The sequence below is a fragment of the Pseudomonas sp. Ga0074129 genome, from assembly GCA_001465025.1.
Taxonomy (GTDB): Bacteria; Pseudomonadota; Gammaproteobacteria; order Pseudomonadales; family Pseudomonadaceae; genus Aquipseudomonas.
Genome location: LNDO01000073.1, coordinates 94,640 through 114,222, shown reverse-complemented (window position 1 = coordinate 114,222; position 19,583 = coordinate 94,640). Strand labels below are relative to the sequence as shown.

Sequence of the window (19,583 nt, the reverse complement as noted above, 5' to 3'; positions counted from 1 at the left end):
TAACGTTAAGTTAAGGGGCGGGCTTTAGCCCGTCCTAGTGAGCGAAGCGAACGACTTGAACTTATTGTTAGAAGTGGTGGCATGTCGGACATTGATTTCGCAGGCAACGCAGACTTTACCTCAAGTCGAACCAAAATGGTGGGCAACGAACGTGCGGACGATTGCCCGCACGGCAAATACATTTGGTGTATGGCCTGTGCGCCAGCGAAGGGCCGAGCGCGCCGATGCAAAGCTTTCGAGATGTTCAGCATGTTGACGTGCCAAAACTGATAAGAACGCTGCCGTTTTTGATGACGAAACGGGTTCTTAAATCATTGCGATGGTGCGGACTCAGCATTTTATTGATGCTTCCTTGCATATTAAAACTACCAAATAAACAGCCGCTTCTAACGATTAAGCTAAGGGGCGGCGGCACGCCGTCCCAGCGAACGAAGTGAGCGATTTGAGCGCATTGTTATGTGCCACTACGCAGGCCCCTTTTTCTTATTAACTTTTTTGGCTAAGGCTTTGAGTTTTTTAACTTTAGGCTCGTATATCTCTTGAAGTATGTGTTCTATTAACTCATACGAATCCATTACATCATCTGCTGTGACTTCGCCATGGCCATGGCTGCCAGCATTACCCAGCCATTTAATGGCTAAAATCATATCTTTGAACTGGGCGTATTTTGCGGGGAGCAAGCCTATTCTTTGATGCAAACTGATAAATCTGCGCTTTCCATTTGCAGTGGTAAATCTTTTTATTTTAAGTTCTGTTAATAGCTCCTCAATGGCAGCTCTTACATTATTTGCTGCGGCGCTGGGGCTGGAGAAAAATAATTTGAATGATTCGTTTAACAGCGCCACTACCGATGCGGGGCAGTCTTTGGGAATAGGGAAAATGTTCAAATGAGGCTCGAAAAACTTGGGTATAAAGAAGTCTGAATACACCTGGTCTTGCTGGCCGTATTCGTCCTCAATTATGTCCCAGTCAACTGAGCCTGTTCCGCTGCTAGCGACTACTTCCCTGCATTTTTCATTAGAGCAAATCAATAAGCACGTGTAGATGCTTCTAATCCACTCGGGCTCCCATGCGGGGTGATCATGTGCCTCTCGTGAGTGGCGAGCTTCTTCGTGTATAAACGAATTTTCCTTTATTCGAAGGAGTCCTTTACTGCATGTCGGGCATATCCAGTCAGGGCTACTGTCAGGACTAAACGGGAGCTTTAAAAGTTTTCTGTCCATGAGTAATTTCCATGCTGTGGTACATAACTATAAATAGACACCACTTGGTGCCGTAATGCTTTTTCGGGCGTGGTGGATAACCTTCTTGTCGAGCCGTGGAGGGCCGTCTAGTCTCATGGCTGCGGCTGTGATTCGGCAAATAAGGGAGTTATACACCATGGACGGAAAGCCTCGGTTGCTCGACCAGGTTCGTGAGCAAATTCGCTTGAAACATTACTCGATTCGCACGGAGCAAGTCTATTGCGAGTGGGTTAAGCGCTTTATTCGTTTCCATCATTATCAGCATCCGGGGGAGATGGGGGCGGCTGAGGTGGAGGCTTTCTTGTCTGATTTGGCGGTGCGCAAGAATGTTTCGGCGTCCACGCAGAATCAGGCGCTGGCGGCGCTTTTGTTTCTTTATAAGCAGGTGCTGAAGCTGGATTTGCCTTGGCTGGGTGAGGTGGTGCGGGCTAAAAAGCCGAGCCGTTTGCCGGTGGTGCTGACCATTGCTGAGGTGCAGGGCATTTTGGCTCAGTTGGAGGGCGATATTTGGCTGGTGGCTAATTTGCTGTATGGCTCGGGTATGCGTTTGATGGAGGTGTTGCGTCTGCGGGTTAAGGATGTGGATTTTAACCGGGGCGAGATTGTGGTGCGTGATGGTAAGGGCATGAAAGACCGTGTAACGGTGTTGCCGCGCTCTTTGGTAGCGCCGCTTAAGCAGCATTTTGCGGTTGTCAGGGCACGGCATGCGGTGGAGTTGGAGGCGGGGCGTGGTGATGTGTATATGCCGTTTGCACTGGAGCGCAAATATCCCAAGGGGCCGTGGGAGTGGTGTTGGCAATACGTATTTCCGGCTGCCGGGCTGTCGGTTGATCCACGTAGCGGTAAAACACGGCGGCACCATATTGATGAAAAGCGTGTGCAGCGTGGTTTTAAGGCGGCGATAAAGCGTGCAGGCATTGTGAAGTTGGCCACGCCGCATACATTGCGCCATTCATTCGCTACGCATCTGTTGGAGAGCGGTCAGGATATTCGCACGGTGCAGGAGTTGCTGGGTCACTCGGATGTGAAAACCACGATGATTTATACCCATGTACTGAATCGCGGCGGGTTGGCTGTGTTGAGTCCCTTGGATCGTATGTAATGGGGTTTGTGTTTGCGCCGTTATAAAAAATGCCGCTTGCGTGTTTGGCGTAAGCGGCATTTTTTGTGGGTGGTTACCGATGGTTAAACCAGTTCGGCCCACATGTCGTATTCGTCGGCATCAACAATGCGTACGCGCACTTTGTCGCCTGGGCTGACGGCGGTGCTGGCGATAAACACGCTGCCGTCGATTTCTGGCGCGTCGGCGTAGCATCGTGCGACAGCGCCTTGGTCGTCGACTTCGTCGATCAGCACGTCCATTTCTTTGCCGACTTTGAGTTGCAGGCGCGCCGTGCTGATGGCTTGTTGGTGGGCCATAAAGCGGTCCCAGCGGTCTTGTTTGACGTCGTCCGGGACCACGTCCAGATCCAAGTCGTTGGCCGGTGCGCCTTCGACTGGGCTGTATTGGAAGCAGCCGACGCGGTCCAGTTGGGCTTCGGTCAGCCAGTTGAGCAGGTATTGGAAGTCTTCTTCGGTTTCACCAGGGAAGCCGACGATAAAGGTCGAGCGGATGGTGAGTTCGGGGCAGATTTCGCGCCAGTTTTTGATCCGCGCCAGGGTTTTGTCTTCGAACGCTGGGCGCTTCATGGCCTTGAGCACTTTCGGGCTGGCGTGCTGAAAGGGAATGTCGAGGTACGGCAGGATTTTGCCGGCAGCCATCAGCGGGATCAGTTCGTCGACGTGCGGGTAGGGGTAGACATAGTGCAGGCGCACCCATACGCCCAGGGTCGAGAGCGCCTGGCAGAGCTCGGTCATGCGGGTTTTCACCGGCTGGCCGTTCCAGAAGTCGGTTTTGTACTTCATGTCCACGCCGTAGGCGCTGGTGTCCTGGCTGATCACCAGCAGCTCTTTTACGCCGGATTTAACCAGGCGCTCGGCTTCATTGAGGACTTCGCCCACTGGGCGGCTGACCAGCTTGCCGCGCATCGAGGGGATGATGCAGAAGCTGCAGCTGTGGTTACAACCTTCGGAAATCTTCAGGTAGGCGTAGTGGCGCGGGGTGAGTTTGATGCCCTGCGGCGGCACCAGGTCGATCAGTGGGTTGTGGTCCTGACGCGGCGGCACGACTTGGTGCACGGCGTTAACCACTTGTTCGTACTGCTGCGGGCCGGTTACTGATAGCACGCTGGGGTGGACGTCGCGGATGTTGCCTTCTTCGACGCCCATGCAGCCGGTGACGATGACTTTGCCGTTTTCCTTGATGGCTTCACCGATCACTTCAAGGGATTCTGCCTTGGCGCTGTCGATAAAGCCGCAGGTGTTGACCACGACCACGTCGGCATCTTGATAGGTGGCGACGACTTCGTAGCCTTCCATGCGCAACTGCGTGAGGATGCGTTCGGAGTCCACCAGGGCTTTCGGGCAACCGAGTGAGACAAAGCCTACTTTAGGGCTGGCGGACGTGGACATGCTGTAAACCTCAGGCGCGTTCGGCGATGCTGGGCGCTCGGTGCGCCTCTGATCAAAAAGTGCGCAATTCTAGCGGTGGAGCTGGCAATTGACCAGCGTTGAGCGTTGTCTTCACGGGGTAGGGGGCTGCTTGCTTTGTATGCATTCATTCGCGCGATAACGTGGGCAAGGCTTAAGCCTTACCAAAAAGGCCACTCGATTGAGTGGCCTTTTTGAGTATCTGGTTGCGGGAGCCGGATTTGAACCGACGACCTTCGGGTTATGAGCCCGACGAGCTACCAGACTGCTCCATCCCGCCCGGCCATTCTATACAGAAACGATTGGCTGTCAACGAAAAATCTGTTTTTAATCAAATGCTTAGCAAAATTAAAATCAACCCAAACAAAAAAGGCCACTCGATTGAGTGGCCTTTTTTGAGTATCTGGTTGCGGGAGCCGGATTTGAACCGACGACCTTCGGGTTATGAGCCCGACGAGCTACCAGACTGCTCCATCCCGCGCCGGCTATTTTATACAGGAACGCTGCCTTGTCAATCGATTAGTGGTTTTTAATCAATAACTTAAATCCTTTTTGAGTATCTGGTTGCGGGAGCCGGATTTGAACCGACGACCTTCGGGTTATGAGCCCGACGAGCTACCAGACTGCTCCATCCCGCGGCGCCAATTGTAGCGGCGAAAAGTTTAGTGTCAACCTTAAGTTTGGGTGCGCATCGATTATTGTCAGTTACTGGCTGGCCGACTGAAGCGGTGTGTAGTGATTTCGACGTAGCCCGCAGCCGTGTGGTTGGGCTAGAGTCCGTGCCGTTCTGAATGAGGGGAATGTTATGCGTGGTGATTGCAAGGCGTGCGGTGCTCAACTGCCTGTTGATGCCAAAACCTGTCCAGGTTGCGGTGCGGCGGTGCCGGCAAAGGGTAAGTTGCTGCCGTTGGCGGCGTTTATGTTGATTGTGATTTTGGTTATTCAGTCCTACATGAATAAAGAAGAGGAGGCCGCTACTGAAGCTGCGCCTTCTGCACCTGTTAGTGCGGCTGAGCAGTAGTAGCCTGTTTGCTGAGGCCGGCGATGAGCGTTCGCAAGATTATCCATGTCGATTGCGATTGTTTTTATGCGGCCATTGAGATGCGCGATGACCCCAGCTTGGCCGGTAAGCCCTTGGCTGTGGGGGGCTCGGCTGATCGACGCGGTGTGATTGCCACCTGTAACTACGAGGCGCGCAGTTATGGTGTGCGCTCGGCGATGGCATCTGGGCAGGCGTTGAAGCTATGCCCGGAGCTGGTCATCGTTAAACCTCGCATGGACGCTTATAAGGCGGTTTCACGGGAAATTCAGGCGATTTTTCGCGATTACACCGAGCTGATCGAGCCGTTGTCGCTGGATGAAGCTTATCTGGATGTCAGCGACAGCCCGCATTTCGCTGGCAGCGCCACGCGCATTGCGCAAGATATTCGTACGCGTGTGTCGCAGGCGCTGCACATCACCGTGTCGGCGGGTGTCGCGCCGAATAAGTTTCTCGCTAAGATTGCCAGCGACTGGAAGAAGCCCAATGGCTTGTTCGTGATCACGCCTGATCAGGTTGAGGATTTTGTTGCGGCCTTGCCGGTCAGCAAGTTGCATGGCGTAGGCAAGGTCACGGCCGATAAATTGGCGCGCATGGGCATTCGCACCTGCAGTGATTTACGCGAATGGAACAAGTTGGCGTTGGTCAAGGAGTTCGGCAGTTTCGGCGAGCGCTTGTGGGGCCTTGCGCGCGGGGTGGATGAGCGCGCAGTACACAATGACAGCCGGCGCCAGTCGGTCAGTGTTGAAAACACCTTCGATAAGGATCTGCCAGACCTGGCGGCCTGTATTGAGCAGCTGCCTGGATTGCTCGAGGAGCTGGCGGGGCGTATGGCGCGGCTTGATCCGAGTTATCGGGCTGATAAACCCTTCGTCAAAATCAAGTTCCATGATTTTTCGCAAACCACGCTGGAGCAGGCAGGCGCACGCCGGGATTTAGACAGTTACACCCGGCTGATCAGTGCCGCTTTTGCACGCGGCAACAAGGCTGTGCGTCTGCTGGGCGTTGGTGTGCGTCTGCATGACTTGCGTGGTCGGCATGAGCAACTTGAGTTGTTTGCACCCTGATGCAGGGCGCGGTGATTAGCTGTTGCGCATAAAAAAGGCGAAGCCAGAGGGCTTCGCCTTTTTCGTAAATGCCGTTAGTGCTTGCGCGGCACCGGCTTGAGCAGCTCGTCTGGCGGCATTTCGCAGGCGATTTTGCGCCCCAGCAATGCTTCGATGCCCGGCAGTGCGTAGGCGTCGTCTTCACCGGCAAAGCTGATTGAGGTGCCGCTGGTGCCCGCACGCCCGGTACGACCGATGCGGTGCACATAGTCGTCAGGGGTTTCCGGCAGGGTGAAGTTGATCACGTGACTGATCGCATCCACGTGAATACCACGGCCGGCTACATCGGTGGCGACCATCACGCGGATCTTGCCTTCGCGGAAGCCTTCGAGGGCGCGGATGCGTTTGTGCTGCGGCACATCGCCGGACATTTGCACGGCACTGATGCCGTCGCGGGTCAGGCGCTCTTCGATGCGTCGTACTTCATCTTTGCGGTTGGCAAAGACCATGACGCGGATCCAGTCGTTTTGCGTAATCAGGTTGTACAGCAGCTTGTACTTGTCGCTTTCGGCCACCGCGTAAACGTGCTGTTCAACGGTATCGCTGGCGACGTTTTCTGGTTCGATTTCGACAATTGCTGGATTGGTTGTCCACTGTTTGGCGAGGTTCATCACATCTTCGGTGAAGGTGGCTGAGAACAGCAGCGTTTGCCGTTCGCCCTTCATCGGAGTCTGACGAATAATCTGCCGCACCTGGGGGATAAAGCCCATATCAAGCATGCGGTCAGCTTCATCGAGCACCATCACTTCGACCATGTCCAAGTGCACTTCACCGCGTTGGTTGAAGTCCAGCAGACGGCCCGGCGTGGCCACCAGAATGTCGCAGTAGCGCGATTCCAGCAGTTTGAGCTGTTTGTCGAAGTCCATGCCGCCGACAAAACTCATCACGTTGAGGCCGGTGTATTTGGTCAGGTCAGCGGCGTCTTTGGCGATCTGCACCACCAGTTCGCGGGTGGGGGCGATGATCAGTGCGCGCGGTTCACCCATGTAGCGCTCTTTCGGCGCGGTGGTCTGCTGCAGTTGGGTGATGATCGAGATCAGGAAGGCGGCGGTTTTACCGGTGCCCGTTTGCGCACGACCAATGGCATCGCGACCGTTGAGGGTATAGCCCAGCACCTGCGCCTGGATTGGCGTGCAGTAAGGGAAGCCGAGATCGTGAATGGCGTGCATCAGCTCCGATGAGAGCTTGAAATCGTGAAAGCGGGTTTTACCTTCGGCCGGTTCGACGGCGAAGTCTTCCAGGGTCCAGGTATCGACGGGTTTTACCGCCCGCTCGCGACGCGCTTTAGCGGTTTTGCCAGCAGGTTGCTGCGGTGACGCGGCCTGTTCGGCGGTGCGCGGCTTGTCTGCGCTGTCGTCCTGTGTGGCGCGGGGTGCGCTCGGTATTTCGGGCTGACGGGTTGGGCTGACTGGCTCGCCCTCGGCTTTGCCGAATATTTTCTTGAGTGCTTTGAGCACGGTCATCTCATCAATTGGTTAAGGAGTGAACGGGCGCCAGTGTAAAGCAAGAAACCGGCGCGGCGAAGTGCCGCGCCGGATCGTCTGTGTTCCGTGCTGTGAGCGCAGGTTACAAAGCGTTGTGTTTGGACGTGACAGTCAGCCGCAGAGACAGTCGCGGCCTTGTTGTTTGGCTTGATACAGCGCGCTGTCGGCACGGGCAATAAGCCCTTGTAGGCTGTCTTTAGGCTGCATTTGCGCCAAGCCGATGGACACCGTGACTCCGGGCAGCACGCCAACCGGCGAATGAAAAGCGCTGACTTGATGCAGCGCCAGGCGCAGCCGTTCACCGATGTGGCGCGCTTCTTCCAAGCCGATGTCGGGTAGCAAAATGATGAATTCTTCGCCGCCAAATCGAGTAAGGCTGTCTTTGGGACGCAACTGCGCGCGTAGGGTGTGCGTAACCAGGCACAGCGCGTAGTCACCGGCCAAGTGGCCGTGCTGGTCATTGTAGTTTTTGAAGTGATCGACATCGATCATCAGCATGCACAGCGGTTTGGCGTTAAACGCACTGCGCGTGCTCTCGCGCTCGAACACCTGCTCGAGCCAGCGGCGGTTATAGGCACCCGTTAGGGCATCAATGTTGGCGGTTTGTTCGCTGTCGAGAATCAGCCGGTTGCCTTGCCGCACGCGCTCGCAAAGCAACTCAAGTAGGTTTTGCATCATCTCGGGTGAGTGCTGGAAAAGTTTGAACAATGATTCGCGATGCAAGCGCAGCACACTGCAAGGCTGGCTGGCCACCACGTAAGCCGATGGACGCTCGTTATCAATAAAGCTGATTTCGCCGGCACATTCGCCTGCTTTCAAGGTGCTGACGGGCTGGCTGTCGAGTGAGCCGAGGTGAACGACCAGTTCACCGTTGAGGAGCAGATAGAGGTATTGGTTGCGATCAAAAGGGGAGAGCAGGATGTCGCCGGTTTCAAGATCGCAGGCACGAAACTCTTTGAGCAGCAGGTTGATGCTGCTGGCGGCGACGTTGTTGAACAGTCGCAGTTGGCGAAGTTGCTGCAGGTCGGCCTGCCAATCGGCGTTTTTCATCGCGCTGGCAGGCGTGGTCGTTCTGTTGCTTGACCGGGCATCGCTTAGCTCCCTGCATTTAAGGGCGAACACCAAGCTTGAACATATTCCGCTGCCTGAGGGCTGACAATCCTTGAAACAGGTTTGGGCGACCAGCGGTTTTAAAGATGAACGGGCGTTCACATTACGCGGCACGCTATGCGCGTTGCTCAGCCTTTAGCGCCGGTGCAGTTTTATGGTTGCAGTCAAACCATGTTGGTGCTGGCTGATCGTGACTGCCAAGGCGTGTTAGTTAGGCTGTGAGGCAATTTGAGCAGCCAGGCCGTGTTTGCCTTCACTCATCACAGGCGCGAACACAATGAGGTGATTGCGCTGAGGCTGGGTGAAGGCACTCGGGAAGGCATCAACGTGCAAGGTGCGTTCGATCGTTTTAGCCGCTGCAGTCAGCGCAATGGCCTGGATACATCAGGCGATCTTTATCGGTGCTGCAGCGGTTTTTGTTCGCGACTGTTTGCTTATGTGCAGGTCGATTTAGCCCAGCCGTTGCGCCAGCCAGTCGGCAATGTCGCGGATTTCTTCATTCATCACCTCATGGCCCATGGGGTAGTCACGCCATTGCACGTTGACGCCTGCGGCACTCAAGAAATCATGGGCTGCGCGGCCCATTGCCGGCAATACGATGTCGTCGTATGTGCCATGCAGGCACAGCACGGGCAGTTGTCTTTTTGTCTCTGCCAGTTGGATCTCGTCGCTAAATGTCGGGGCATAGGTCGACAGAGCCAATACTCCGCCAAGGGCAAACTGCCAGCGCAGAAAGGCCGTGTGCAGCACCACCGCACCGCCCTGCGAGAAGCCCGCCAGAACAATGCGTGCCGGATCAATGCCGCTGTCGCGCTGCGCTTCAATTAGGGCGATCACCTGTTGCGCCGAAGCCTCCAATTGTTCGCGGTTGATCGCGCGGGCCGGACTCATGGCCAGAATGTCGTACCAACTGGGCATGGCGTAACCGCCATTGATGGTGACGGGTTGGGTCGGTGCTTGGGGCAGGACGAAGCGGGTGCTGTGCAGGCGCTGCTGGAGCATCTCCGCCACTGGCATAAAGTCGTAACGGTCGGCGCCCAGGCCGTGCAACCAAATGACGCACGCATCGGCTGCATGTGTGGGCTGAAGAATCAAAGGTTCGCTCATGGAAGCTCCGCTGTGGTGCGCGCGCGCTGAATCAGTGCGCAGGAAAAATGATCAGGTGTTGAATCTGGAAAGAACTTGTCGCCAGGCTGCAAGTTTTGCTCTTGACCTCTCCGTACGGTGCAAAAAGTGGCGCGCTGGTACGGGCCTTGCTGTGTAGCTCGGGACTGACGACGCAGCCGGGTAGTGGTAACACTGCAACTCGTGGCACGTGCAGCAGACTGAAAAGCCTTCACAGGTCTTTCGATCGTTTCGCTAGGTGTTTAGCCGCGCGACACGTTACTTGCTATCTGTCTCTGGCTCATTCAAATAATGAGCGTGTGAGAGTTTATGGCCGCTGTAGCAATCGGCAACTAGACTCGCGCTAAGGTTTGATCCCCGGTTGGGTGTGTTGCTGCCGACACGCCTAACGCGCCCCACAAGGGTACGGCGGTAGAACCGAGACTCCAAACACAACAAAAGCAACTGGAGGTTTTAATGAAGATGGTTAAATCTACACTGGCAGTACTGACCACCGCCGCAGTTCTGGGTGTCAGCAGCTTCGCTCAAGCCGGCGCAACTCTGGATGCAATCCAGAAGAAAGGTTTTGTTCAGTGCGGTATCAGCGATGGTCTGCCTGGCTTCTCCTACGCTGATGAAAAAGGCAACTACATGGGCCTGGACGTTGACGTTTGCCGTGCAGTGGCGGCGGCAGTGTTTGGCGACGCGACCAAAGTTAAATACAGCCCGTTGACCGCCAAAGAGCGCTTCACAGCGCTGCAATCTGGCGAAGTCGATATTCTCTCGCGTAACACCACCTGGACCAGCTCGCGCGATGCCGGCCTGGGTCTGAACTTTGCCGGTGTTAACTATTACGACGGTCAAGGTTTCCTGGTTAACAAGAAGCTGGGCGTTTCCAGCGCTAAAGAACTCGACGGCGCGACTGTCTGCATCCAGGCAGGTACCACCACCGAGCTGAACCTCTCTGACTACTTCCGCGCCAATGGCCTGAAGTACACCCCCATCACTTACGACACCTCAGACGAGAGCGCCAAGTCGGTTGAAGCGGGCCGTTGCGACGTACTGACCTCTGACCAATCGCAGCTGTACGCACAGCGCATCAAGCTGGCTGACCCGGATACCTACGTGGTACTGCCGGAAGTGATCTCGAAAGAGCCACTGGGCCCAGTCGTGCGCCAAGGTGACGAAGAGTGGTTCGACATCGTGCGTTGGTCGCTGTATGCAATGGTCAACGCAGAAGAGCTGGGTGTGACCTCTGCCAACGTTGATGAGCTCGCCAAGTCCACTAAAAACCCCGACGTAGCACGTCTGCTCGGTGCTGAAGGTGAGTTTGGTAAAGACCTGAAGCTGCCGAAAGACTGGGCCGTTCAGATCGTTAAGCAAGTCGGTAACTACGGCGAAAGCTTCGAGCGCAACGTCGGTGCCGGCAGTGAGCTGAAGATCGAACGTGGCCTCAACGCCCTGTGGAACAACGGTGGTCTGCAGTACGCACCGCCGGTGCGCTGACCGTCCGCTGCCGGTCACTCGTCCTGAGTGATCGGCATTGTTCTGATTGATGTGAACCTCATGCCCGCTTATGCGGGCATGAGGGTTCCAAGAGGGCTCTTATGCAAAACACTGCAAATGTCCCGCGCCCTGGCGGATCGGTCTGGACCGACCCCAAAGCGCGTGCGTGGCTATTCCAAATTCTTGCCGTTGTCGCCGTCGTGGCGATGGGCTGGTTTCTGTTTGATAACACCATGACCAACTTGGAGAAGCGTGGCATCACGTCTGGCTTCTCTTTTCTAAATAACAGTGCCGGTTTCGGGATTGCCCAGCACCTGATTGATTACACCGAAAGCGATACTTACGGGCGGGTGTTCCTGGTCGGTTTGCTCAATACCCTTCTGGTTTCCGCAATCGGTATCGTGCTGGCGACCATGCTGGGTTTCTTACTGGGCGTCGCGCGGCTGTCTCCTAATTGGTTGGTGAGCAAGCTGGCGGGGGTCTACATCGAAACCTTCCGCAATATTCCCCCTCTGCTGCAAATCTTCTTCTGGTATTTCGCGGTCATGCTCTCCTTGCCGGGGCCGCGGGAAAGTCTGGGTGTGGGCGAGGCGTTCTTCCTCAATAGCCGTGGCTTGTATATGCCATCGCCAAGCCCGACCGACAGCTTCAGCGTGTTTGCGGGTGCGGTGATTGTGGCGATCATCGGCGTGGTGTTGTTGTCGCGCTGGTCCAAAGCACGTTTTGAGGCCACAGGTCAGCTGTTTCCGGTGTTGTGGGGCGCTATTCCGCTGCTGATCGGTATACCCGGGTTGGCAATTTTGCTGGGCGGCAATCCGCTGCAGTGGAGTGTGCCTGAGTTGAGTGGTTTCAACTTCCGTGGTGGCCTGGTGCTGATCCCTGAGTTGATGGCCTTGACGCTGGCGCTGACCATTTATACCGCCGCGTTTATTGCTGAAAACGTTCGCTCCGGGATCATGGCCGTCAATCACGGGCAAACGGAAGCGGCGCGCTCATTGGGCCTGCCACAGGGCAAGACGCTGCGTCTGGTGATTATTCCGCAAGCTATGCGTGTGATCATTCCACCGCTGACCAGTCAGTACCTGAACCTGGCGAAGAACTCCTCTTTGGCGGCCGGTATCGGCTATCCGGATATGGTCTCGCTGTTCGCGGGCACAGTACTCAATCAAACAGGCCAGGCCATCGAGGTGATTGCCATCACCATGAGTGTTTACCTGGCAATCAGTATCAGCATTTCCATGCTGATGAACTGGTACAACAAGCGCATTGCGCTGATCGAGCGGTAAGGGGCAGCCATGCAAACTCATACGTTTAAACCTGATTTACCGCCTCCCGCGATGAGCGTGGGTGTGGTCGCCTGGCTGCGTGCCAACCTGTTTTCCAGTTGGTTCAACACGCTGCTGACCCTATTTGCCGCCTATCTCGTTTGGTTGATGCTGCCACCACTGATCCAGTGGGCCTTTATCGACGCCGACTGGACCGGCACAACCCGTGCGGATTGCACCAGCGGCGGGGCGTGTTGGGTGTTTGTGCAGCAACGTTTTGGCCAGTTTATGTATGGTTTTTACCCTAGCGAGTTGCGCTGGCGCGTAGACACCACGCTGTGGCTGGCGATCATCGGTGTTGCACCGTTATTCGTGCCGCAAATGCCGCGTAAGGCGCTGTATGGCTTGGCGTTTTTGCTGGTTTACCCGGTGCTGGCGTTCTGGTTGCTGCACGGCGGCTTTATGGGCATGTCCACGGTGTCGACCAGCCAGTGGGGCGGCTTGATGCTGACCCTGGTGATTGCCACCGTAGGTATTGCCGGCGCTTTGCCGCTGGGTATTTTGCTGGCGTTGGGGCGTCGCTCAGATATGCCAGCGATCCGCGTGATATGCGTCACCTTTATCGAGTTCTGGCGCGGAGTGCCGTTGATCACCGTGCTGTTTATGTCCTCGGTGATGTTGCCGCTGTTCCTGCCCGAAGGCATGAGCTTCGACAAATTGATGCGTGCGCTGATTGGCGTGATTTTGTTCCAGTCGGCCTATATCGCTGAAGTGGTGCGTGGTGGTCTGCAGGCGATTCCCAAAGGGCAGTACGAAGCCGCTGGCGCCATGGGGTTGGGGTATTGGCGCATGATGGGCCTGGTTATCCTGCCGCAAGCTCTGAAGCTGGTGATCCCCGGTATCGTGAACACCTTTATTGCGTTGTTCAAAGACACCAGCCTGGTGATCATCATCGGCCTGTTCGACCTGCTCAACAGCATCAAACAAGCCACCACTGATCCGGCTTGGCTGGGCATGGCCACTGAAGGCTATGTGTTCGCCGCGCTGATTTTCTGGATTTTCTGTTTTGGTATGTCCCGCTACTCCCAACATCTGGAGCGCAAGCTGGACACCGGCCACAAGCGTTAGGAGCAAACTGATATGAGTGAAGCAAACAAACAGCCTGCGCCTGCTGACGGCATGATCCAGTTGCAGGGCGTGCACAAATGGTACGGTCAGTTCCACGTACTCAAGGACATCAACCTGAATGTGCAGCAGGGTGAGCGAATTGTATTGTGCGGGCCTTCCGGCTCGGGCAAGTCAACCACCATCCGCTGCATCAATCGTCTTGAAGAGCATCAACAAGGCCGGATTATTGTGGATGGCACTGAGCTGACCCACGACCTCAAGCAAATCGAGGCCGTGCGTCGCGAAGTGGGCATGGTGTTCCAGCACTTCAACCTGTTTCCGCACCTGACCGTGTTGCAAAACTGCACCTTGGCACCGATGTGGGTGCGCAAAATGCCCAAGCGTCAGGCTGAAGAAGTGGCCATGCATTTTCTTGAGCGCGTGCGCATTCCCGAGCAAGCCAACAAGTACCCTGGCCAGCTTTCCGGCGGCCAGCAACAGCGTGTGGCGATTGCCCGCGCGCTGTGCATGAAGCCCAAGATCATGTTGTTCGATGAGCCGACCTCGGCCCTTGACCCAGAAATGGTTAAGGAGGTGCTCGACACCATGATCGGCCTGGCTGAAGACGGCATGACCATGCTCTGCGTAACCCACGAAATGGGCTTTGCCCGTACTGTGGCGAACCGGGTGATCTTTATGGACAAGGGCGAGATCGTTGAACAGAACGAGCCCAACGCCTTCTTCACCAACCCGCAGAACGAACGCACCAAGCTGTTCCTCAGCCAGATTATTCACTGAGTTTCAGTCGCAATAAAAAAGGGAGCCTTCGGGCTCCCTTTTGCGTTTGGCTTCGCTGCACTCACCAAGCCCCACATTGCATGTAGACGCCTAAAGCTGTCACAGGCGCTAGCGTGCCTGATGTCCAAGGCGAAGCCCTGAGCAACTCTTAGGTAAAACTGTAGATATCCATGCCCAGTGCGCCGTAGGTAAAGCCGCTGTGCTCAAGGGCAAATTGCTCGCCGGCAGCAGCGGCAAAAAATAATGGCAATAGATGCTCTTCGCTGGGGTGGCTGCGCACTGCATAGGGCGCTTGCCTGCGGTAATCATTCAGGCTGGCATGATCATGCTGAGCCAGTTTTTCCACCATCCAATCACGAAATGCCTGGGCCCAGGGTTCGATATGCTCTGGGCTGGCGGAGCGGTCCAGCGCCCCTAGATTGTGGGTGATACTGCCAGAACCGATCAGCAGAATGCCCTCTGCACGAAGACTCGCCAGTGCCTTGCCAATCCGCCTCTGCAGCAGCGGACCCTGCTGGCTAGGAAGTGACACCTGCACCACGGGAATATCGGCTTGCGGGTACATGAGTCGCAGCGGTACCCACGCGCCGTGATCAAGCGGGCGCTTGTCATTGAGTTGAGCCTGTAAGCCAGCCTGTGCCAGCAGATCAACTAGGGTGCGCGCGAGTTGTGGCTCACCCGGGGCGGGGTACTGCAACTGATAGAGTGGCGATGGGAAACCGCCGAAATCATGCCAGGTGGCCGGGTGTGCTGCGCTGCTGACGCGTAGGTCAGGGGTCTCCCAATGGGCCGACACCAGCACAATGGCTTTGGGTTTGCGCAGTGTGCTGGCCAGGTGTGCCAGTGCCGGGCCACTGGCACCTGGCTGCAGTGCCAGCATCGGCGAGCCGTGTGAGATAAAGAGACTGGGCAGCAACATGGCGCTCTCCTGATTAAGTGTGTGTATTTTTAATCAAAAAAGCTGTTGTTTTAAGCGCGATTATCGCGCCTTTATCATCGGTTTATCTTATGTGTTGGGTGTGAGTCCATTTGAGTATTCTGCAGCCTATGCAAGTGCTGCTTAACCCACGTTAAAAGGAGTGCGTATGCACGCGGAGTTTTGGCAGGCGCGATGGACGCGCAGCGAAATCGGTTTTCACCAGGCCGAGGTTAATCCTTATTTGCAGCGTTACTGGCCCTCTCTGCAATTACGTCAAGGTGATCGGGTGTTGGTGCCTCTGTGTGGCAAAAGTCAGGACATGGCGTGGTTGGCGGGGCAGGGGTTCCGCGTCACGGGTGTCGAGTTGGCGCAACGTGCTGTTGAGGATTTTTTTGCCGAGCATGAACTGCAGCCGCAAGTCACCGTGGTGGGTGACTTGACCTTGTATCAGGCTGGCTTGGTAGAGATTTACTGTGGAGATTTTTTTGCGCTGGGTGAACAGCACATCGGTGATTGCGTCGCTTTATATGACCGCGCCGCACTGATTGCTCTGCCCGCCAGTATGCGTGAGCGCTATGTCACGCACCTCACACAGGTGCTGCCGAAGGGCTGTAAGGGCTTATTGGTGACCTTGGACTATGACTCGCTACAAATGGACGGCCCACCTTTTGCGGTGACAGATGAGGAAGTGCAGCAGCGGTTTTCCTCAGCCTGGCAATTGCAGTCGTTAGCGTGCGTGGATGTGTTGGGCGAGAACTGGAGGTTTCTCAAACGTGGGCTTGATCGTCTGGATGAACGCGTTTATCGCTTGAGTAAGTATTAACTGACGCGCATTAAAAAGGCGGCCCGAAGGCCGCCTTATGAGTATCTGTTGTGATTAACCGCGCTGACGCAGCGCTTCGATGCGAGCTTCCAGCGGTGGGTGAGTCATCAGCAGGCCAGCCAGGCCGTGCTTGAGGCCGCCGTTGATGCCGAAGGCCGTCAGGCTGTTGGGCATGGTGACCGGCACTTCCTGCTCTGCACGCAGGCGCTGCAGGGCGGCAATCATTGCGCCAGTACCAGCCAAGCGGGCACCTGCGTCGTCAGCCTTGAATTCACGCTTACGCGAGAACCACATGACGATGATGCTGGCCAGAATGCCCAGCACCAACTCGGCAAAAATGGTCGCCACAAAGTAGCCAATGCCAGGGCCGTCTTCGTTCTTGAGGATGACCTTGTCGACAAAGTTGCCGAAGATACGTGCAAAGAACATCACAAAGGTGTTCACCACGCCTTGGATCAGCGCCAGGGTGACCATGTCACCGTTGGCGACGTGACCAATTTCATGGGCCAGAACCGCGCGCACTTCATCCGGAGAGAAGCGCTCCAGCAGGCCTTGGCTGACGGCGACCAGTGCGTCGTTCTTGTTCCAGCCGGTGGCGAAAGCGTTTGACTCGTAAGCGGGGAAGATACCCACTTCCGGCATCTTGATACCGGCTTCGCGAGACAGTTCTTCCACGGTTTGCAGCAGCCACTGTTCGTGACGGGTGCGCGGCTGGGTGATGATTTCGGTTTTGGTGCTCATCTTCGCCATCCATTTGGACAGGAACAGCGAAACCAGCGAACCGGCGAAACCGAACACGGCGCAGAAAACCAGCAAGCTACCGTAGTTCTGGCCGGTGAAGCGGTCGACCCCAAGCAATTTCAGGGTGATGCTGGCGATGATCAACACCGCAATGTTAGTGGCCAAGAACAGCATAATGCGCATCATGGTGTATTAAGACTCCTCACGAGATAGATCCAACAGACCGCCAATCGCCATATTCAAGCGTTCTTACCAGGCTTTTCAACGGTTTACTGTTCGTATGACGGCTATATAAGGGCGGCACCACCAGTACTTCAACCGGGGTACTATTTCAAACTATGTCGCTTGTGCCGTTTAGGCTGCTCTCAAACAGTAAGCGGGTCAGGCGAACCACGCGTTCGCCATGGCGTTCTGCCAAGGCAGCACGAAGCTGAAAGGCCAGCGTGGCCTGCACACGGCGCACGCTAGGCGGTAAGGCATTACCCTCGGGTAGCGCGTGCGGCACACCGCGCGACATGCGCAGAAAGCCTTTTTCCGAGAGTACGGCCTGATCCAGAGCGTCATAACCAATGGTGGAGTCGAAGCGGATATAGCCTTCATCGGCCAGCCACAACAAAGCCCCCAGACAGCTTTGATGGCGCGGTGTGGGCAGGCCAAATTCGTCGGGTTCTTCGCGGCCAATCAGGTCTTCAACGTACAGGGCGGCCTTGCTCGGGAACGCCTGATACAGCGCGAGCATGCCAGCCGCTGCATCTTTGTAAAAATCATCGATCTGCAGGTCCATCAGAATTTACCGATAACAGACGTTGGCAGATAAGGCAGCACGCGGCCGATCAATGCCCAAGGCCAGCCCGGCACATAAGCACTGACGCATCGTTGGTCGATATGCTTGGCAATCAGTGCCGCGCCGCGTTCCACGCTGATCAAAAACGGCCGGCTGGGCATGTCGCTGTTCAGCGGTGTGTCGATAAAACCGGGCAGCAGCAGGGTGGTGTCGATATTTTTACCCAGCAACTCGGCACGGGTGGCTTCCATGTAGCTGATCAGGCCGGCCTTGCTGGCCGAGTAAGCTGCGGTATGCGGCAGGCCGCGTTTACCGGCCACTGAGGCAACTGCAACCAGATGGCCGTGGCCTTGCTGGCGAAACAGTGCACAAGCGGCGTCGAGGCAGGCAATAGCGCCGATCAGATTGGTTTCCAGCGTTAAGCGTGCGCGCTCAAAGTGCCCGCCGCCGGCTTTGCCGGTCAGGGCGATACCGGCGTTGGCGATCACGCCGTCCAATCCACCGAGGGCATTGGCCGCCAAGCTCACGGCGTCCTGGCAGGCGGCGTAGTCGGTGACATCCAGCGAGAGTACGACCACTTTGCACTTGAAGCGCGCCTGCAACTCGGCAGCCAGCACGTGCAGGCTGTCTTCGCGGCGGGCGGCCAGCGCCAGGTCATAGCCTTTGCTGGCCAGTTCGCGGGCCAGAGCAGCACCAATGCCAGAGCTGGCACCGGTTAGCAGGTAGCGTTTGCCCTGGCTCATGCTGCGCTCCGCTTACTGTTGATAGGTTTTAAGGAAGTTGCCGATGCGGCCGATGGCCATTTCCAGCTCATCCACACGCGGCAGCGTGACCACGCGGAAGTGATCCGGCCACGGCCAGTTAAACGCTGTGCCTTGCACAATCAGCAGTTTTTCCGAGAGGAGCAGGTCCAGCACGAATTTCTCATCGTTATGGATCGGGCAGACTTTCGGGTCGATCTTGGGGAAGGCATACAGGGCGCCCATCGGCTTGACGCAGCTCACGCCAGGGATGTTGTTGAGCAACTCCCACGTACGGTTGCGTTGCTCCAGCAGACGGCCGTTGGGCAACACCAGATCATTGATGCTTTGGTAGCCGCCCAGCGCGGTCTGAATGGCATGCTGGCTGGGCACGTTGGCGCACAGGCGCATGTTGGCCAGAATGTCGAGGCCTTCGATGTAGCTCTGCGCGCGGTGTTTAGGGCCGGAAATGGCCACCCAGCCGGAGCGGAAGCCCGCGACCCGATAAGACTTCGACAGGCCATTGAAGGTCAGGCACAAAACGTCTGGGGCCAGTGAGGCGGTGGAGATGTGTTGGGCTTCGTCGTAGAGGATCTTGTCGTAGATCTCGTCGGAGAACAGCACCAGGTTGTGCTGACGCGCCAGTTCGACGATGTCCATCAGCACTTCTTTGGAGTACACCGCGCCGGTCGGGTTGTTCGGGTTAATCAGCACCAAGGCTTTGGTGTTCGGCGTGATTTTCGCGCGCATGTCGGCGATATCAGGGAACCAGCCAGCCTGCTCATCACACAGGTAGTGCACCGGTTTACCGCCAGACAGCGCGACGGAGGCGGTCCACAGTGGATAGTCCGGAGCCGGGATCAGCACTTCGTCGCCGTTGTTAAGCAGCGCCTGCATGGCCATCACAATCAGCTCGGACACACCGTTGCCCAAGTAGATGTCTTCAATGGTGACGCCTTCTACCTGCTTCTGCTGGTAGTACTGCATGACGGCTTTACGGGCGCTGAATAGGCCTTTGGAGTCGCTGTAACCTTGTGCGGTCGGCAGATTACGGATCACGTCCTGCAGAATTTCTTCAGGCGCTTCGAAACCGAACGGGGCCGGGTTGCCAATGTTCAGCTTGAGGATGCGGTGGCCTTCCTCTTCCAGGCGCTTGGCGTGCTTGAACACGGGCCCGCGGATGTCATAGCAGACGTTGGCAAGCTTGTTCGATTTGCTGAACTGCATGTAAAAGATCCCGAATGGTGAACGTCGCTGAATGACCCTGCAAAATGAGCGAACAGG

General features: G+C 56.3%; 18 protein-coding genes and 3 tRNA genes. 8 read left to right on the top strand and 13 right to left on the bottom strand.

The genetic code is table 11. The annotated features are described in order from the left end of the window. Nucleotides 1–464: 464 nt before the first annotated feature. On the bottom strand, nucleotides 465–1,223 hold the full coding sequence (locus tag AUK77_RS09180; RefSeq protein ID WP_296128569.1) for a DUF4145 domain-containing protein: 759 nt from the start codon (nucleotides 1,221–1,223) through the stop codon (nucleotides 465–467). 157 nt (nucleotides 1,224–1,380) lie between these two features. On the opposite strand from AUK77_RS09180, the gene AUK77_RS09175 reads away from it, so the two are divergent. Beyond that, nucleotides 1,381–2,346: an integron integrase gene (locus AUK77_RS09175; protein WP_296128567.1), complete on the top strand. Its 966-nt coding sequence runs from the start codon at nucleotides 1,381–1,383 to the stop codon at nucleotides 2,344–2,346. A gap of 83 nt (nucleotides 2,347–2,429) precedes the next feature. On the opposite strand, the gene rimO is transcribed toward AUK77_RS09175, so the two are convergent. From rimO to AUK77_RS09155, 4 genes are all read right to left on the bottom strand, one after another. Then, nucleotides 2,430–3,755, bottom strand: a complete 1,326-nt coding sequence (gene rimO, locus AUK77_RS09170) for a 30S ribosomal protein S12 methylthiotransferase RimO (RefSeq protein ID WP_296128565.1) — start codon at nucleotides 3,753–3,755, stop codon at nucleotides 2,430–2,432. A 221-nt stretch (nucleotides 3,756–3,976) separates the two neighbouring features. Further along, nucleotides 3,977–4,053: transfer RNA gene (locus AUK77_RS09165), tRNA-Met, on the bottom strand. A gap of 124 nt (nucleotides 4,054–4,177) precedes the next feature. Further along, nucleotides 4,178–4,254, bottom strand: a tRNA-Met gene (locus tag AUK77_RS09160). Between the two features lie 80 nt (nucleotides 4,255–4,334). Further along, nucleotides 4,335–4,411, bottom strand: a tRNA-Met gene (locus AUK77_RS09155). 167 nt (nucleotides 4,412–4,578) lie between these two features. On the opposite strand from AUK77_RS09155, the gene AUK77_RS09150 reads away from it, so the two are divergent. Next, complete coding sequence (locus tag AUK77_RS09150) at nucleotides 4,579–4,794, top strand: zinc-ribbon domain-containing protein (protein ID WP_296128563.1); 216 nt, start codon at nucleotides 4,579–4,581, stop codon at nucleotides 4,792–4,794. 23 nt (nucleotides 4,795–4,817) lie between these two features. Beyond that, nucleotides 4,818–5,879, top strand: a complete 1,062-nt coding sequence (dinB, locus tag AUK77_RS09145) for a DNA polymerase IV (RefSeq protein WP_296128560.1) — start codon at nucleotides 4,818–4,820, stop codon at nucleotides 5,877–5,879. A gap of 74 nt (nucleotides 5,880–5,953) precedes the next feature. Here the strand turns inward: dinB and rhlB are convergent, their stop codons facing one another. The 3 genes from rhlB to AUK77_RS09130 all read right to left on the bottom strand — a co-directional run bounded on the left by rhlB (nucleotide 5,954) and on the right by AUK77_RS09130 (nucleotide 9,619). Continuing rightward, nucleotides 5,954–7,375 carry an ATP-dependent RNA helicase RhlB gene (rhlB, locus tag AUK77_RS09140; protein ID WP_296128557.1) on the bottom strand — a complete coding sequence of 474 codons (1,422 nt, stop codon included), beginning with the start codon at nucleotides 7,373–7,375 and terminating at the stop codon, nucleotides 5,954–5,956. A 138-nt stretch (nucleotides 7,376–7,513) separates the two neighbouring features. Then, nucleotides 7,514–8,452 carry a GGDEF domain-containing protein gene (locus AUK77_RS09135; RefSeq protein ID WP_296128554.1) on the bottom strand — a complete coding sequence of 313 codons (939 nt, stop codon included), beginning with the start codon at nucleotides 8,450–8,452 and terminating at the stop codon, nucleotides 7,514–7,516. 510 nt (nucleotides 8,453–8,962) lie between these two features. Continuing rightward, nucleotides 8,963–9,619, bottom strand: a complete 657-nt coding sequence (locus tag AUK77_RS09130) for an alpha/beta hydrolase (RefSeq protein ID WP_296128551.1) — start codon at nucleotides 9,617–9,619, stop codon at nucleotides 8,963–8,965. Between the two features lie 474 nt (nucleotides 9,620–10,093). Here AUK77_RS09130 and AUK77_RS09125 point away from each other — a divergent pair, with 474 nt between their 5' ends. From AUK77_RS09125 to AUK77_RS09110, 4 genes are all read left to right on the top strand, one after another. Further along, a complete protein-coding gene (locus AUK77_RS09125; RefSeq protein ID WP_296128547.1) occupies nucleotides 10,094–11,122 on the top strand; it encodes an amino acid ABC transporter substrate-binding protein in 1,029 nt (342 codons plus the stop codon). Nucleotides 11,123–11,223: 101 nt separating this feature from the next. After that, nucleotides 11,224–12,408 carry an amino acid ABC transporter permease gene (locus AUK77_RS09120; protein WP_296128545.1) on the top strand — a complete coding sequence of 395 codons (1,185 nt, stop codon included), beginning with the start codon at nucleotides 11,224–11,226 and terminating at the stop codon, nucleotides 12,406–12,408. 9 nt (nucleotides 12,409–12,417) lie between these two features. Further along, on the top strand, nucleotides 12,418–13,515 hold the full coding sequence (locus AUK77_RS09115; RefSeq protein ID WP_296128542.1) for an amino acid ABC transporter permease: 1,098 nt from the start codon (nucleotides 12,418–12,420) through the stop codon (nucleotides 13,513–13,515). Between the two features lie 12 nt (nucleotides 13,516–13,527). After that, on the top strand, nucleotides 13,528–14,292 hold the full coding sequence (locus tag AUK77_RS09110) for an amino acid ABC transporter ATP-binding protein (RefSeq protein WP_296128540.1): 765 nt from the start codon (nucleotides 13,528–13,530) through the stop codon (nucleotides 14,290–14,292). 148 nt (nucleotides 14,293–14,440) lie between these two features. On the opposite strand, the gene AUK77_RS09105 is transcribed toward AUK77_RS09110, so the two are convergent. Beyond that, the gene (locus AUK77_RS09105) at nucleotides 14,441–15,208 is read right to left on the bottom strand and encodes a class III extradiol ring-cleavage dioxygenase (protein ID WP_296128585.1); all 768 of its coding nucleotides are present in this window, start codon (nucleotides 15,206–15,208) and stop codon (nucleotides 14,441–14,443) included. A 169-nt stretch (nucleotides 15,209–15,377) separates the two neighbouring features. Here AUK77_RS09105 and AUK77_RS09100 point away from each other — a divergent pair, with 169 nt between their 5' ends. Further along, entirely contained in the window at nucleotides 15,378–16,034 is a 657-nt protein-coding gene (locus tag AUK77_RS09100; protein ID WP_296128536.1) for a thiopurine S-methyltransferase, read from the top strand. Nucleotides 16,035–16,088: 54 nt separating this feature from the next. Here AUK77_RS09100 and htpX read toward each other — a convergent pair whose 3' ends face one another. The 4 genes from htpX to AUK77_RS09080 all read right to left on the bottom strand — a co-directional run bounded on the left by htpX (nucleotide 16,089) and on the right by AUK77_RS09080 (nucleotide 19,526). Next, nucleotides 16,089–16,961 (bottom strand): protease HtpX, encoded by an 873-nt coding sequence (htpX, locus tag AUK77_RS09095; RefSeq protein WP_296128533.1) that lies wholly within the window; start codon nucleotides 16,959–16,961, stop codon nucleotides 16,089–16,091. Nucleotides 16,962–17,106: 145 nt separating this feature from the next. Then, entirely contained in the window at nucleotides 17,107–17,559 is a 453-nt protein-coding gene (locus tag AUK77_RS09090) for a hypothetical protein (RefSeq protein WP_296128530.1), read from the bottom strand. Then, nucleotides 17,559–18,302: an SDR family NAD(P)-dependent oxidoreductase gene (locus AUK77_RS09085; protein WP_296128528.1), complete on the bottom strand. Its 744-nt coding sequence runs from the start codon at nucleotides 18,300–18,302 to the stop codon at nucleotides 17,559–17,561. The genes AUK77_RS09090 and AUK77_RS09085 overlap by 1 nt, the downstream gene beginning before the upstream one ends. Before the next feature lie 12 nt (nucleotides 18,303–18,314). Further along, nucleotides 18,315–19,526 carry a pyridoxal phosphate-dependent aminotransferase gene (locus AUK77_RS09080; protein ID WP_296128525.1) on the bottom strand — a complete coding sequence of 404 codons (1,212 nt, stop codon included), beginning with the start codon at nucleotides 19,524–19,526 and terminating at the stop codon, nucleotides 18,315–18,317. Nucleotides 19,527–19,583 lie beyond the last annotated feature (57 nt).

What these genes read in the sequence shown, in the direction of transcription:
- AUK77_RS09115 (WP_296128542.1), top strand. Translation starts at nt 12,418, where the DNA reads ATGCAAACTCATACGTTTAAACCTGATTTACCGCCTCCCGCGATGAGC.
- htpX (WP_296128533.1), bottom strand. Translation starts at nt 16,961, where the DNA reads ATGATGCGCATTATGCTGTTCTTGGCCACTAACATTGCGGTGTTGATC.
- AUK77_RS09175 (WP_296128567.1), top strand. Translation starts at nt 1,381, where the DNA reads ATGGACGGAAAGCCTCGGTTGCTCGACCAGGTTCGTGAGCAAATTCGC.
- AUK77_RS09080 (WP_296128525.1), bottom strand. Translation starts at nt 19,526, where the DNA reads ATGCAGTTCAGCAAATCGAACAAGCTTGCCAACGTCTGCTATGACATC.
- AUK77_RS09130 (WP_296128551.1), bottom strand. Translation starts at nt 9,619, where the DNA reads ATGAGCGAACCTTTGATTCTTCAGCCCACACATGCAGCCGATGCGTGC.
- AUK77_RS09125 (WP_296128547.1), top strand. Translation starts at nt 10,094, where the DNA reads ATGAAGATGGTTAAATCTACACTGGCAGTACTGACCACCGCCGCAGTT.
- AUK77_RS09110 (WP_296128540.1), top strand. Translation starts at nt 13,528, where the DNA reads ATGAGTGAAGCAAACAAACAGCCTGCGCCTGCTGACGGCATGATCCAG.
- rimO (WP_296128565.1), bottom strand. Translation starts at nt 3,755, where the DNA reads ATGTCCACGTCCGCCAGCCCTAAAGTAGGCTTTGTCTCACTCGGTTGC.
- AUK77_RS09090 (WP_296128530.1), bottom strand. Translation starts at nt 17,559, where the DNA reads ATGGACCTGCAGATCGATGATTTTTACAAAGATGCAGCGGCTGGCATG.
- AUK77_RS09150 (WP_296128563.1), top strand. Translation starts at nt 4,579, where the DNA reads ATGCGTGGTGATTGCAAGGCGTGCGGTGCTCAACTGCCTGTTGATGCC.
- AUK77_RS09180 (WP_296128569.1), bottom strand. Translation starts at nt 1,223, where the DNA reads ATGGACAGAAAACTTTTAAAGCTCCCGTTTAGTCCTGACAGTAGCCCT.
- AUK77_RS09100 (WP_296128536.1), top strand. Translation starts at nt 15,378, where the DNA reads ATGCACGCGGAGTTTTGGCAGGCGCGATGGACGCGCAGCGAAATCGGT.
- AUK77_RS09085 (WP_296128528.1), bottom strand. Translation starts at nt 18,302, where the DNA reads ATGAGCCAGGGCAAACGCTACCTGCTAACCGGTGCCAGCTCTGGCATT.
- AUK77_RS09120 (WP_296128545.1), top strand. Translation starts at nt 11,224, where the DNA reads ATGCAAAACACTGCAAATGTCCCGCGCCCTGGCGGATCGGTCTGGACC.
- AUK77_RS09135 (WP_296128554.1), bottom strand. Translation starts at nt 8,452, where the DNA reads ATGAAAAACGCCGATTGGCAGGCCGACCTGCAGCAACTTCGCCAACTG.
- dinB (WP_296128560.1), top strand. Translation starts at nt 4,818, where the DNA reads ATGAGCGTTCGCAAGATTATCCATGTCGATTGCGATTGTTTTTATGCG.